Origin of the sequence: Streptomyces sp. NRRL B-24484 (assembly GCF_000717715.1) — a bacterium.
Lineage (GTDB): Bacteria > Actinomycetota > Actinomycetes > Streptomycetales > Streptomycetaceae > Kitasatospora.
Map to the genome: position 1 here is coordinate 35,733 of NZ_JOAI01000003.1, position 13,268 is coordinate 49,000.

Sequence of the window (13,268 nt, forward strand, 5' to 3'; positions counted from 1 at the left end):
CGTCCTCGAAAGCCGACACGGTGATTGAAGCCAACCCGGACGGGCCGGCACGACTGGTGCGACCCACGGCCGCCGCGGCCCCGGCCTGGGTGATCGGCCAAGGGCGGCGGCGAGCGCCGGCACTCCTGCGGACGGGCGAATTCCAGGGAGAGGTGCCGCTGCGGCTGGCAGCTGCGGCCCTAGGCTCGCCGCGTGAAGCGAATCCCGGGCCGTCCCGCCGTGCGCCTGGCCGCGGCCGGTGCGGCCGTCCTGCTCGCCCTCGCCGGCTGCGGTTCGGACCCGGCCCCGTCCGCCGGGTCCACCGGTCCGGCGGCCTCCGCGTCCGTCTCGGGCACGGTCACCGTCTTCGCGGCCGCCTCGCTGAAGGAGGCCTTCACCGAACTGGGGCGGAGGTTCGAGGCGGCCCACCCCGGCAGCCACGTGGTGCTGAACTTCGCGGGCAGCGACGCCCTCGCGGCGAGCATCGTCGCCGGCGCCCCCGCGGACGTCTTCGCCGCGGCGAGCCCGGCCACCATGAAGACCGTCGGCGACGAGGGCGGGACGGTCGGCGGCCCCGTCACCTTCGCGCGCAACGAGCTGGAGATCGCCGTCGCACCGGACAACCCGCAGCAGATCACCACCCTGCAGGACCTCGCCCGGCCGGGCCTGAAGGTGGTGCTCTGCGCCCAGCAGGTGCCCTGCGGCGCCGCGGCCCAGAAGGCCCTCGCCGTCGGCGACGTCCGGCTCACCCCGGTCAGCTGGGAGCAGGACGTGAAGGCCGCCCTGACCAAGGTCGAACTGCGCGAGGCCGACGCCTCGCTGGTCTACCGGACGGACGTGAAGGCCGCCGCGGGCAAGGCGGACGGCGTGCCCTTCCCCGAGGCCGCCCGCGCGATCAACGACTACCCGATCGCCGTCCTCGCCCGCGCCCCCAACACCGCCGGCGCCCGCGCCTTCGTCGCCCTCGTCGAGTCCCCCGAGGGCCGCCGGGTCCTCACCGACGCCGGCTTCCTGAGCCCGTAGGGCGCCGAGGGCACTCAGGAGGTCGCCCCGGGGGCGCCGCGCGGGGGCACCTCCCGGCCGGCTCCAGGGCCGCCGCCGGCGCCGCGGGAACGGCGAAGGCCCCGCCGGTGGACGGCGGGGCCTTCGGTCACTCCGGGGAGTGCGGGGTGGTTCAGGCGAGGGCGGCGATGGCGTCGTTGAAGGTCTTCGACGGGCGCATCACGGCCGCGGCCTTGGTGGCGTCGGGCTGGTAGTAGCCGCCGATGTCGGCCGCCGAGCCCTGGACGGCGATCAGCTCGTCGACGATCGTCTGCTCCTGCTCGGACAGCGCCTCCGCGAGACCGGCGAACGCCTGGGCGAGCTCGGCGTCGGCGGTCTGCTGCGCCAGCTCCTGGGCCCAGTACAGGGCCAGGTAGAAGTGGCTGCCGCGGTTGTCGATGCCACCGAGGCGGCGGCTCGGCGACTTGTCCTCGTTGAGGAAGCTGCCGGTGGCGCGGTCCAGGGTGTCGGCCAGCACCTGGGCGCGGGCGTTGCCGGTGGTGGTGGCGAGGTGCTCGAAGCTGACGGCCAGGGCGAGGAACTCGCCGAGGCTGTCCCAGCGCAGGTAGTTCTCCTTGACCAGCTGCTGGACGTGCTTCGGGGCGGAGCCGCCGGCGCCGGTCTCGAAGAGGCCGCCGCCGTTCATCAGCGGGACGACCGACAGCATCTTGGCGCTGGTGCCCAGCTCCAGGATCGGGAAGAGGTCGGTCAGGTAGTCGCGCAGCACGTTGCCGGTGACCGAGATGGTGTCCTCGCCGCGGCGGATGCGCTCCAGGGAGAACGTCGTCGCCTCGACCGGCGAGAGGATCTCGATCTGCAGGCCCTCGGTGTCGTGCTCCGGCAGGTACGCCTTCACCTTGGCGATGAGCTGCGCGTCGTGGGCGCGGCCCTCGTCCAGCCAGAAGACGGCCGGGTCGCCGGTGGCGCGGGCGCGGGTGACGGCGAGCTTGACCCAGTCGCGGATCGGGAGGTCCTTGGTCTGGCACATCCGGAAGATGTCGCCGGCGCCCACGGCCTGCTCCAGCACGACGGCGCCGGAGGCGTCGACGACGCGCACGGTGCCGGTGGTGGCGATCTCGAAGGTCTTGTCGTGGCTGCCGTACTCCTCGGCCTTCTGCGCCATCAGGCCGACGTTCGGGACGGAGCCCATGGTGGCCGGGTCGAAGGCGCCGTGGGCACGGCAGTCCTCGATGACGGCCTGGTAGACGCCCGCGTAGCTGCTGTCCGGGAGGACGGCGAGGGTGTCGGCCTCCTGGCCGTCCGGGCCCCACATGTGGCCGGAGGTGCGGATCATGGCCGGCATGGAGGCGTCGACGATGACGTCGCTCGGCACGTGCAGGTTGGTGATGCCGCGGTCGGAGTCGACCATCGCCAGGGCCGGGCCGGCGGCGATCTCGGCGTCGAAGGACGCCTTGATCTCGGCGCCGTTGGCCAGCGACTCCAGGCCCTTGAAGATGCCGCCGAGGCCGTCGTTCGGGCTCAGGCCGGCCGCCGCGAGGTCGGCGCCGTAGGTGGCGAAGGTGTCCGGGAAGAACGCGCGCACGACGTGGCCGAAGACGATCGGGTCGGAGACCTTCATCATGGTGGCCTTGAGGTGCACCGAGAACAGCACGTCCTCGGCCTTGGCGCGGGCGACCTGGGCGGTCAGGAACTCGCGCAGGGCGGCGACGCGCATCACCGAGGCGTCGACGACCTCGCCGGCGAGCACCGGCACCTTCTCGCGGAGCACGGTGGTGGAGCCGTCGTCGCCGTGCAGCTCGATGCGGAGGCTGCCGGCCTCGGCGACGACCGCGGACTTCTCGGTGGAGCGGAAGTCGTCGACGCCCATGGTGGCGACGTTGGTCTTGGAGTCGGCGCTCCAGGCACCCATGCGGTGCGGGTGGGCCTTGGCGTAGTTCTTCACCGAGGCGGGGGCGCGGCGGTCCGAGTTGCCCTCGCGCAGGACGGGGTTGACCGCGCTGCCCTTGACCTTGTCGTAGCGGGCGCGGGTCTCGCGCTCCTCGTCGGTCTTCGGGTCGTCCGGGTAGTCCGGCAGGGCGTAGCCCTGGGCCTGCAGCTCGGCGACCGCGGCCTTGAGCTGCGGGATCGAGGCCGAGATGTTCGGCAGCTTGATGATGTTGGCACCGGGGGTCTTGGCCAGCTCGCCGAGCTCGGCGAGGGCGTCGTCGATGCGCTGCCCCTCCTCGAGACGCTCCGGGAAGCTCGCGATGATGCGCCCGGCGAGGGAGATGTCGCGCGTCTCCACCTTGACGCCCGCCGTCGAGGCGTACGCCTGGACCACGGGCAGGAAGGAATACGTTGCCAGGGCCGGGGCCTCGTCAGTGTGCGTGTAGATGATGGTCGAGTCAGTCACCGGGTACTCCGCTTCACGTGTACAACGTCTCGACGTCAAGATATCTCGTCCGGGACCCTTTTCGACACCGCCCCCCGGATCGAGTTGTCCCGCGGCGCCGCGGGCGGCCGGTCGCACGGGGAATCCGCCGCCACCCTATGACCGTTCCGCGCCGCCCGCGCCGTGGCCGCGGCCCGGCCCGGATCCCGCGGCGGCCGGGACCGGCGGGCACGGCAGGCATGGTCGACGGGCCCGGCCGGCGGCCCCGGTCTGCGGGCGGGCCGGCCGCCGCGGCGGCACGGCGCGGCGCCGCCGGGGCGGAGTGCGCCCCTTCCGGCGCCGGGCGGTGCCATCATCGGGTCATGACGGGATCACCGGACGCGTTCGGGTACGGGGACGGCGCCCGGCGGCGCTGGGCGGCGCGGCTGGCCTTTGCCGCCGTGGCGAGCGCGGCGGTGGTGCTGCTGATCGTCGGCGGGCTGAAGTCGCTGGCGCTGATGATCGCCGGACTGGCCGCGCTGGCCGTGGCCGTCGCCGGCCTCTGGTGGGCGCTCACCCATCGCGGCGCCCGGCGCCTGCTGGCGATCGGCCTGGCCGTCGGCGCGGTGGCCGCCGTCCTGGTCGGGTACGCGCTGGTCGACCTGCTCTGGGCCGTCCTCCTGGTGCTGGCGCTGTGGGCGGTCGCGGTGGTGGCCGGACGGTCCGCGCTGTCCCGGGGCACCAGCAAGCCGGCCGAGCACCGCACGCCGCCGCCCTCCCGACCGTTCCTGATCATGAATCCGCGCTCCGGCGGCGGCAAGGTCGAGCGCTTCGGGCTGGCCGCCCGGGCCCGGGCGCTCGGTGCGGAGGTCGTCCTGCTCGACCCGGAGCACCACCAGAACGTCACCGAACTGGCCCGGGCCGCCGTCGCCCGCGGCGCCGACCTGCTCGGGGTCGCGGGCGGCGACGGCACCCAGGCGCTGGTCGCGGGCGTCGCCGCCGAGCACGGCCTGCCCTTCCTGGTGATCTCCGCCGGGACGCGCAACCACTTCGCGATGGACCTCGGCCTCGACCGCACCGACCCGGGGACCTGCCTGGACGCCCTCACCGACGGCGTGGAGCTGCACATCGACCTCGGTCTGATCGGCGACCGGGTCTTCGTCAACAACGCGTCCTTCGGCACCTACGCGGCCGTGGTGCAGAGCCCGGCGTACCGGGACGACAAGGTGCGCACCGTCCTCGACATGCTTCCCGAGCTGCTGACCCACCAGAGCGGGCCGCGGTTGCGGCTGCGCGCCGCCGGGGCCGAGGTGGACGCCCCGCAGGCCGTCCTGGTCAGCAACAACCCGTACGCGCCGGGCGACGCGGGCGGGCTGGGGCGCCGTCCGCGGCTGGACACCGGGGCGCTCGGGGTCCTCGGGGTCAAGGTGGACACCGCGGCCCAGGCGGTCGGGCTGCTGCGCGGCGGCACCGCGACCGGGCTGACGGCGCTCGCCGCCCGCGAGGTGGTGATCGACGCCGACGTCCCCGAGATCCCGGTCGGCGTGGACGGCGAGGCGCTCGTGCTGCCGACCCCGGTGGTCTGCCGGATCCGTCCGGCCGCGCTGCGGGTCCGGGTGCCGCGGCACCGGCCCGGCGTGCCGAGCGCCCGGCCGCCGCTGGACTGGCAGCGGCTGCGGAAAATCGCCTTCCCGCCGCGCGACACCGCCGGCTGAGGCCGCCTCGCCCGCCGCGGGGTCAGTGTCCGAGGGCCGCCTTGGCGGCGACGATGATCAGGCCGAGCAGCAGGTTGGCCACGCCCTCGCCGACGGCCAGCCGGCGGGACGCGCCGGCCCGGACGGCGCCCAGGGTCGCCCAGGTGACCTGCTGCGCCACCGCGACCGAGAGCGCGAGCCAGGCCGTGCCGCCGAGGTCGAGGCCGAGCAGCGGGCTGACCGCCACCGCCACGGCGGGCAGCACGGCGGCCTCCACGATGGACCACTCGTGCCCGGCCACCCGGCGCAGCTCGCGGCGGTCGATGGCCTTGCCGACGATCCGCTCGCCGGCGACCTGCGCGTAGACGTGGGCGGCCCAGAACACCACGCCGGTGACCAGCAGCAGTCCGATCAGCTGCAGCCGCGGGAAGTCCCCGGCGGTACCGGCGGTGGCGACCACCGAGGCGGCGAGCAGGGACCCGTAGACCGCGCCGGCGTAGTCCGTCCGTCCGGCGTGCGGCCGGTCCTTGCGCACGGGCTGCCCGGTCGGGGCGGGAGTACTGGTCACCCGACCCAACATAGGGGCCCGAACCGGACATTCCGGGGAACGACGCCGCCCGCCGGCCCGGACGGGTCCGGCGGGTACGGCGGGTACGGTCAGGGGCCGGCGCCGCCCCGTTCGGCGCCGGTCCGGCGGGTCAGCTCGTCGAACCGAGAATCGCCAGTACGACGAGTCCGATGAGCGCCAGCGCCCAGGCCCACCAGGTGTCCTTCAGGTCCATGTGCATCCTCCCGGGAGTGTTGCGCCGATCAGAGCACTACTGTGACGGACGGTCAACACTTCTGACAGAGGGTCGCGGCCGATCACCGGAACAGACCGCGGCGACGGCCGCTCAGCCGGCCGGGTTGACGAACTCCGGCTGGTCGAGGACGCGCAGCCAGCTGCCGTCCGGCTGGCGGCGCACCACCTGGGCGCGGGCGCCCGCGCCGTCCCGCGGCGGGGTCGAGGTGAGGGCCGTGTCGCCGCTGACCAGGGTCGGCAGCGGAGTCTCCGGCTCGAAGTGCGGGCGGTTCGCCAGCACCTTCTCCCAGAGTGCCCGGATTGCCTCCCGGCCAACCGTGAACGACCCCGGAGGATAGGCCAGCACGGCGTCCTCCGTGTACAGCGCGGCAACCCCGGCGGCGTCGCCCGCGTTGGAGCGCTCGACGAACAGACGGGTGATGTCCTCCGGCCGCGCGGCCTTCTCGTAGCCCTCGTAGTCGGTCCGCTGCTGCTCGGTCTCCGGCATGACGCCCTCCCGGCGATTGATCCGTTCCTGGATTCCGCGGCCGCCCTCCGGCCCGGTGCTTCCAGCCTCGCCCGGTGGGGATCAGAAGTCCAACAGCTGGATCTGCTGGGAGCTAGAATCAGTAGTCATGGAATTGCGCCAGCTGGAGTACTTCGTCGCCGTCGCGGAGGAGCAGAGTTTCACCCGGGCGGCGGAACGGGTGCACATCAGCCAGTCCGGGGTGAGCGCGCAGATCCGGCAGCTGGAGCGGGCGCTCGGGGCCGAGCTCTTCGACCGGTCGGCGCGGACGGCGACACTCACCGTGGCGGGCAAGGCGGCCCTGGAGCACGCCCGGGCCACCCTGGCCTCCGCGGCGGCCGTCCGGGAGGCGGTGGGCGAGGTGACCGGCCTGATCCGGGGCCGGCTCACCGTGGGCATGGTCCTCGGCTGCACCGTGACCCCGCTGTTCGAGGCGCTCGCCGCCTTCCACCGGGCGCACCCGGGCGTGGAGATCGCCCTGCTGGAGGACAACTCGGACCGGCTCGTGGAGGCGGTGCGCAGCGGCACCGTCGACCTCGCCCTGGTCGGCACGGCGACCGCCGCGCCGGAGGGCCTGGAGGCCCTGACCATCGTCAGCGAGCCGCTGGTCGCGGCCGTCCCCGCGGGCCATCCGCTGGCCGGCCGGGCCCGGGTCGCGCTGGCCGGCCTGGCGGAGCACCCGCTGGTCTGCATGCCGCGCGGCACGGGCATCCGCACGGTGCTGGACGGGGCGTGCGCCGCGGCCGGGGTCCGGCCGGTGATCGCGCTGGAGGCGGGGGCGGCGGACGCGGTCGCCGACCTCGCCGCGCGGGGGCTCGGGGTGGCGGTGTTCAGTGCCTCGATGGCCGCCGCGTACGCGGACCGGCTGACCGCCCTGGCGATCGAGGACGCCACCGAACCGGCCCTGCTCGCGCTGGTCTGGCGGCCCGCGCACGGCCCGGCCGTCCGCGAGGCCGTCCGCGCCTGCCGCCGGGCGTTCGCCGCTGGCACAACCTGAACCGCCCCGGCACGGCCTGAACCGCCCCGGGACGGCTACACGAAGCCCTCGGCGATCAGCGTCGCGCCGTCGGCGGTGACGCGGTGCCGGCGGCCCGATCCGCCCACCACCCGGCTCCAGCTCTCGACGATCAGGGACTCGTCCTCCAGGCGGTAGTTGAAGCCGCCGTACATGCCGGGGATCGGGAAGCCCATGTGCGGGACGGTGAGCTCGGTGAGCACCTCCAGCTGTGGAAGGGCGAGCCGGTGCTCCTCGGCCAGCCCCTGGGAGTCCTCGCGGACCAAAGCGTGCAGGTGGCCCTCCAGCGCGGCCAGCAGCGCAGGCGGCAGCGGGTGCCGCACGACGGGCCGCAGGACGTCCAGCAGGTGGGTGTGGCCGCGGGCCGCCGCGATGTCCGCGGGCCGCTCGCCGGCGGAGGTGCGCAGGGTCCGCCAGGCGCCGGCGACAACGAGCCGGGTGACCGTGACGACCGGAGCGCCCAGCCAGGCCGCCTGGTGGAGCGGGGCGAAGCCGCTGGGGCCGCCGATGCGGGTGGCGTTGACCCACTCCGGCTTCCCGTCGAGCAGCTCGAACACCCGGGTCCAGGCGCTGTCCCGGGCTGCGTCGGCGAGCGCGTCCCGCTCGGCGACCACCTCGGCGCGGTAGACGTCACGGGTGGTCACGCCGTCCCAGCCCGAGTTCTCACGGATCGTCATTCGATCATCGTAGTCACGGGGGCAGACAGCACGCCTACCGCCGGGTACGATCCCGGACACCGCAGTTACCAGTCAGTAGCTTCCGGCCCGGTCCCCGTGCGGCTCGGTCCACCGCGGCTGCCCGAAGGAGTTGCCATGCCCGTACTCGACCGCCAGGACGACGTCTTCGTCCTCGACCTCGGCGACGGCGAGAACCGCTTCCACCCCGACTGGGTCGCCGCCGTCGACGGCCTGCTGGACGAGGTGGAGAAGGCCGAGGGGCCGCGCGCCCTGGTGACGACCGCCACCGGCAAGTTCTGGTCCAACGGCCTCGACCTGGACTGGCTGTTCGCCAACACCGACCGGGCGCTCGAGTACGTGTCCTCCGTCCAGGAACTGCTGGCCCGGATGCTGACCCTGCCCGTGGTCACCGTCGCCGCGCTGCAGGGGCACACCTTCGCGGCCGGGGCGATGTTCTCGCTGGCGCACGACTTCCGGGTGATGCGCGGCGACCGGGGCTACTGGTGCCTGCCCGAGGCCGAGATCGACATCCCCTTCACGGCCGGCATGTCGGCCCTGATCCAGGCCCGCCTCCACCCGGGGACGGCCCACGAGGCCATGGTCACCGCCCGCCGCTACGGCGGCCACGAGGCCCTCGCCGCCGGCATCGTCGACCGCACCGCCGACGAGGACGCCGTCCGCCGCACCGCCCTCGCCCTCGCCGCCACCCACACCGCCAAGGCGGGCCCGACCGTCGGCACCATCAAGACCCGGATGTACGGCCCCGCCCTGGCGGCCCTCCGCGAACGGGACATCCCCCTCGGCTGAACCCCACTGCCCGGCCCCGCCCACGGGCCGCGCCGCTCCGAACGGCGCCGGTGCGGAACCCGGGTGACGCCCCGTCCGCGCCACGCGATCATGGGCGGATGACCAGGACCGACGGACCCACGGGCCGCCCCACCCGCCCCGGGTCCGGCTTCGGCGAGGCCGTGGCGCTCTGGGGCGCCTCGCTCTGCCGGGCCTCGAAGGTGATCGACGCCGCCACCCTGGCGCTGGCCGAGGGGCTCGACGGCACGGCGCTGCGGATGCCGGCCGGCCTGCCGGCGACCGATCCCGACGGCCGGCTGCCCCGCAGTGCTGGACGACGCCTGTGCGGAGCTCGGCCTCTCCCCGCCGGTCCGCGGCACCCGGGCCGCCGACGAGGCCGGCGTGCGCGTCCGCCCGGCAGGTGATGCGCCGGGAGCTGACGCCCCGCCGGCTCGCCGAGCGGCTCCGCGAGGTCTTCGGTGTCGGCCTCGACCTGATCGACCCGGTGACCGCCCTGGTCGACGACTACGACAACGAGTTCGGCGCGTGGACGCTGCCCCGGCTGGACGCCGCGGTGTTGGTCGAGGCGTGGGCCCTGGGCGCCGACCCGACGGTGCTCGGCACCGGCGGGCGGCCGACCACCGCCCGCGAGCCGGTGCTCGTCTCCCTCGCGGCGCTCGCCGACATCACCGCCGCCGCGCAGCGGGACGGCCTGCCCGCCGACCGCCCCGGCGACCTGCTCCGCCTCGCCCGGACCCGCCGGATCCCGCGGACGGGCGAGGTCGGCGGCAGGCTTTACCAGGTCCACGGTGCGGGCTGCCGGTTCACCGACCCGGACGGGTCGGTGGTCGACGTGGACTTCACCGCCGAGGGCGCGGCAGCCTTCGACGCCCGGCGGCTGCAAGGCCACGAGGCGACCCTCCCTGTGCCGTTCGTCCCCGGGCAGGACGAACCCCGCGCCGCCGCGGCCGCGCTGACGCAGCTCACCGAGGTGCGGCCGGGATGGTTCATCCCGCTCCGGACCGCGGCCCGGCCGGGTGTCCGTGAGTCCGGAGAAATCCGTCGAGAAAGTCCGCCCGGGCCGGCCCGGAGAGCCCCCGGCACGGCACCCGGCGGGGGTGACGGCGGCCGCGGGGCGAGGGGCCGGGGTGATGCCCCGTCCGGGCCCGCCGCAGGCCCGCAGCGACACCGACAGGGCATCCGCACATCTGCTCTGACCTGGCCTTTCTTCCTGGCCGAGGGTAATCTGACGGCCTGTCGGAAAGGGGGCCGGATGGACCGGACCGTACGCACCGTCGATGACGTCTTCGCCCTTCTGGACGGGCTGTTCGAGAGCCGGGACGGCCGGTGGGCCACCGGCGACGGGGCGGGCTACTGGGACCGCTTCTACGCCGACCGGTCGAAGCCCGTGCCGTTCTTCGTCGCCAAGCCCGACGAGGGCCTGGCCGCCCACGTCGACCGGGGGCTGATCGCTCCCGGCCGGGCCCTGGACCTCGGGTGCGGGCCGGGGCGCAACGCGGTGTTCCTGGCGTCCCGGGGGTTCGAGGTGGACGCGGTCGACCTCTCCCCCGCCGCTCTGGCGTGGGCCGGGGACCGGGCGCGGGAGGCCGGCGTCGAGGTCCGCCTCCTCTGCGGCGACGCCTTCCGGCTCGCCGGAACGGAACTGACCGGCCCGTACGACCTGGTGGTGGACTCGGGCTGCTTCCACCACCTGCCCCCGCACCGCCGGGTCAGCTACCTGGCGCTCCTCGCCCGGGTGTTGGCGCCCGGCGGCCACCTCGCGCTGACCTGCTTCGCCGCCGGCGCGATGGGCTCGGAACTCTCCGACGCGGACCTCTACCGGGAGGGCCGGCTGGGCGGCGGCCTCGCGTACACCGCGGAGTCGCTGCGCCGGATCTTCGCGGACCTGACGGAGGTCGAACTGCGCCGGATGAACGACGAGCCGGCCGGCTCGCCCCTGTTCGGCGAGGCGTTCCTGTGGACGGCGCTGTTCCGCCGCGACACACCGGCGCCCCCGGAGGGGCGGCCTCAGCCGGCGGCGGTGGCGACCCGGGCGCCGATCGCGTCGAGCAGCAGCTCCAGCGCGGTGGGGTAGCCGCTGCGCCGCATGTCGGCGGCGAGCAGTCGGGCGGTCGCCGCGATGTGGGGGTGGGTGTCGGCCGACAGGGTGCCGTAGTTGGCGTGCCAGACGGCGAGGTCGGCGGTCTGGGCGGCCGCCGGGAGGGCGAGCGCGGCGGCGTCCAGGGCGGCGAAGCCGAGGGCCTGGTCGACGAAGGCGTGGTAGATCCGCACCGCCTCGCCGTCCGGCAGCCCGGCCCCGCGCAGCACGCCGAGGATCGCCTCGACCACCCGGACCTCGTGCTCGCGGCCGGTGGTGCGGTGGGCCGCGAGCAGGGCGGCCTCCGGATGCGCCTGGTAGCAGGCGTGGATCCGCAGGCCGATCTCCCGCAGGTCGGTGCGCCATTCACCGGTGGCCCGGAACCCCTCCTGGGCGCGGCCGATCATCTCGTCGGTGAGGGCGAGCAGCAGGTCGTCGGCGCTGTGGAAGTAGCGGTAGACGGCGCTGGGGTCGGCTCCGAGGGCGGCACCCAGTTTGCGCACGGTGAGTGCCTGCGCCCCCTGCTGGGCGACCAGGTGCAGCGCCGTCTCGACGATCGTCCGCTCGGAGAGCACGGTGCCCTGGCGGGTGGGGCGCCTGCGCCGTCGGAGGTCCTCCGGTACCACGCGTTCGGTCATGGCCCCGGAGCTTATGACAACAGCATTGACGTGTGAAGGGCGCGGCCGGTTTCATTCCGGCCACCGGCACAGCGCCGCCGGCCCGGCCCCACCGGCCGAAACGCGGCGGCGGTCCGGGCCACCGGCGCCCTCCCTCCCCGCCGGTCACACCCCCACAGTTGAGGCGGTACTCCCTTGGCACCACCGCTCAAGCCCCCCGGCCGCACCGCGGACTCCCCCGCCGCGGCCGCCCCCCGTACGACGATGCGCAAGTCGGTCGGCATCGAGGGCGGCGTCGTCATCGCCGCCTCGACGACCGCGGCGACCACCAGCATCGGCATCGGCCTCGGCCTGATGGCGGGCGTGGTCGGCCTGCACCTGCCGGCCCTGATGCTGCTGGCCTTCCTGCCGGTGCTCGCCATCGCGGGCGGCTACGGCCGGCTCAACCGGGTCGAACCCAACGCCGGCAACAGCTACAGCTGGATCGGCCGCACCCTCAACCCGTGGCTGGGCTTCCTCTCCGGCTGGGTCAACATCGTGGGCACGGTCGTCTTCCTCGCCTACACCACCGCCGTGACCGGCTCCGCGGTGCTGCAACTGCTCGGCCTCGCCGGGCTGCACCGGATCGGCGGCCTCGCCCTGGACCCGGACTCCACGCTGCAGACCACCGTCATCGGACTGACCGTGCTCGCCGCGGCGACCGCCGTCGCCGTCCGCGGGCTCGACCTCTCCGCGCGGCTGCAGAAGTACCTGCTGATCTTCGAGTACGCGGTGCTGCTGGTCTTCTGCGGCTACGGCCTGTTCGCCGGCGACCAGCCGTTCTCGCTCGACTGGTACAACCCCCTCGCGATCCCCTCGCTCTCCGCACTGGCCCAGGGCATGGTGCTCGCGGTGTTCTGCTACTGGGGCTTCGAGTCGGTGTTCAGCATCGGCGAGGAGGTCCGCGACCCGCGCGACGCCTCGCGCGGCGGCTTCATCGCACTGACCGTCATCATGCTGCTCTTCCTGCTCGCGGGGACGGCCTTCCAGCGGGTGCTGCCGCTCTCCGAACTGGCCGACAACGGCGCCCAGGGGCTGACGTACTTCGGGGCGAAGCTCGCCGACCAGCCGCTCGCCGCACTGCCCCTGGTGGCACTGCTGTTCTCCGCCGCGGCCTCGCTGCAGGCCGGCATCATCCCGACCGCCCGCGGCATGTTCGCGATGGGCCGCGACGGCACCCTCGGCCCGGTGTGGACGCGGCTGCACCCCCGGCACGGCACCCCGGCCGTCGGCACCGTGCTGATCGCCGGCGTCGCGACCGTCCTCGCCCTGCTCTCCCCGGCCGTCCCCACCGTCAGCGACCTGATCTCCGCCGCGGTCAACGCCAGCGGCATCCTGGTCGCGCTGTACTACGCGCTCACCGCGCTCGCGGCCGCGGTGCGCTTCCGCGGCCTGCTGCGCACCGCGCCGTGGGAGGGCCTGCGGGCGGTGGTGGCGCCGCTGCTGGGTGCGGTCGTCCTGCTCACCGTCGGCGGCTACCTGGTGTGGACCTTCTGGTCCTCCGCCGACCACCTCGAACTCGGCGCCGACAACGGCTGGTTCCAGCTGCTGGTGCCCGGGCTGATGGTCGGCTCCGGCCTGCTGGCGGCCGCCTGGGCGCGCTGGGTGCGCCGCTCCCCGTACTTCGACCGCCGCTCGCCGGCACCTGCCGCCGAACCCGCACTCGAACCGACCGTCTGATCCCGGCCCGGGCCCGCCCACGGC

General features: G+C 74.7%; 12 protein-coding genes and 1 pseudogene. 8 read left to right on the forward strand and 5 right to left on the reverse strand.

Annotated features, from left to right (window positions below):
* Positions 1-192: 192 nt before the first annotated feature.
* Positions 193-1,002: a molybdate ABC transporter substrate-binding protein gene (gene modA, locus IE98_RS0103505; protein WP_043173361.1), complete on the forward strand. Its 810-nt coding sequence runs from the start codon at positions 193-195 to the stop codon at positions 1,000-1,002.
* Positions 1,003-1,153: 151 nt separating this feature from the next.
* Here modA and IE98_RS0103510 read toward each other — a convergent pair whose 3' ends face one another.
* Complete coding sequence (locus tag IE98_RS0103510) at positions 1,154-3,373, reverse strand: NADP-dependent isocitrate dehydrogenase (RefSeq protein WP_030263813.1); 2,220 nt, start codon at positions 3,371-3,373, stop codon at positions 1,154-1,156.
* A 341-nt stretch (positions 3,374-3,714) separates the two neighbouring features.
* Between IE98_RS0103510 and IE98_RS0103515 the strand changes: the two genes are divergently transcribed.
* Entirely contained in the window at positions 3,715-5,046 is a 1,332-nt protein-coding gene (locus IE98_RS0103515; RefSeq protein ID WP_030263816.1) for a diacylglycerol/lipid kinase family protein, read from the forward strand.
* A 22-nt stretch (positions 5,047-5,068) separates the two neighbouring features.
* Here the strand turns inward: IE98_RS0103515 and IE98_RS0103520 are convergent, their stop codons facing one another.
* Both IE98_RS0103520 and IE98_RS0103530 read right to left on the reverse strand, forming a co-directional pair.
* The gene (locus tag IE98_RS0103520; protein WP_078660746.1) at positions 5,069-5,593 is read right to left on the reverse strand and encodes a hypothetical protein; all 525 of its coding nucleotides are present in this window, start codon (positions 5,591-5,593) and stop codon (positions 5,069-5,071) included.
* A gap of 325 nt (positions 5,594-5,918) precedes the next feature.
* Complete coding sequence (locus IE98_RS0103530; RefSeq protein WP_030263822.1) at positions 5,919-6,314, reverse strand: YybH family protein; 396 nt, start codon at positions 6,312-6,314, stop codon at positions 5,919-5,921.
* Between the two features lie 127 nt (positions 6,315-6,441).
* Here IE98_RS0103530 and IE98_RS0103535 point away from each other — a divergent pair, with 127 nt between their 5' ends.
* Positions 6,442-7,329 (forward strand): LysR family transcriptional regulator, encoded by an 888-nt coding sequence (locus tag IE98_RS0103535; RefSeq protein ID WP_030263825.1) that lies wholly within the window; start codon positions 6,442-6,444, stop codon positions 7,327-7,329.
* A gap of 35 nt (positions 7,330-7,364) precedes the next feature.
* Here the strand turns inward: IE98_RS0103535 and IE98_RS0103540 are convergent, their stop codons facing one another.
* The gene (locus IE98_RS0103540; RefSeq protein WP_030263827.1) at positions 7,365-8,024 is read right to left on the reverse strand and encodes a hypothetical protein; all 660 of its coding nucleotides are present in this window, start codon (positions 8,022-8,024) and stop codon (positions 7,365-7,367) included.
* 135 nt (positions 8,025-8,159) lie between these two features.
* Here IE98_RS0103540 and IE98_RS0103545 point away from each other — a divergent pair, with 135 nt between their 5' ends.
* From IE98_RS0103545 to IE98_RS0103555, 4 genes and pseudogenes are all read left to right on the forward strand, one after another.
* Positions 8,160-8,831, forward strand: a complete 672-nt coding sequence (locus IE98_RS0103545) for an enoyl-CoA hydratase-related protein (protein WP_030263829.1) — start codon at positions 8,160-8,162, stop codon at positions 8,829-8,831.
* Between the two features lie 98 nt (positions 8,832-8,929).
* Positions 8,930-9,235, forward strand: a complete 306-nt coding sequence (locus tag IE98_RS0103550; RefSeq protein ID WP_030263832.1) for a hypothetical protein — start codon at positions 8,930-8,932, stop codon at positions 9,233-9,235.
* Positions 9,235-9,726, forward strand: a pseudogene (locus tag IE98_RS52480) (DUF6896 domain-containing protein); the annotation flags it as partial. The gene IE98_RS0103550 and the pseudogene IE98_RS52480, both read left to right, overlap by 1 nt.
* 357 nt (positions 9,727-10,083) lie before the next feature.
* Entirely contained in the window at positions 10,084-10,905 is an 822-nt protein-coding gene (locus IE98_RS0103555) for a class I SAM-dependent methyltransferase (RefSeq protein ID WP_052390116.1), read from the forward strand.
* Here IE98_RS0103555 and IE98_RS0103560 read toward each other — a convergent pair.
* The gene (locus IE98_RS0103560; protein ID WP_030263843.1) at positions 10,839-11,546 is read right to left on the reverse strand and encodes a TetR/AcrR family transcriptional regulator; all 708 of its coding nucleotides are present in this window, start codon (positions 11,544-11,546) and stop codon (positions 10,839-10,841) included. The genes IE98_RS0103555 and IE98_RS0103560 overlap by 67 nt on opposite strands.
* Before the next feature lie 174 nt (positions 11,547-11,720).
* Between IE98_RS0103560 and IE98_RS0103565 the strand changes: the two genes are divergently transcribed.
* Positions 11,721-13,244 carry an APC family permease gene (locus tag IE98_RS0103565; RefSeq protein WP_420706159.1) on the forward strand — a complete coding sequence of 508 codons (1,524 nt, stop codon included), beginning with the start codon at positions 11,721-11,723 and terminating at the stop codon, positions 13,242-13,244.
* The last annotated feature ends 24 nt before the right edge of the window (positions 13,245-13,268 follow it).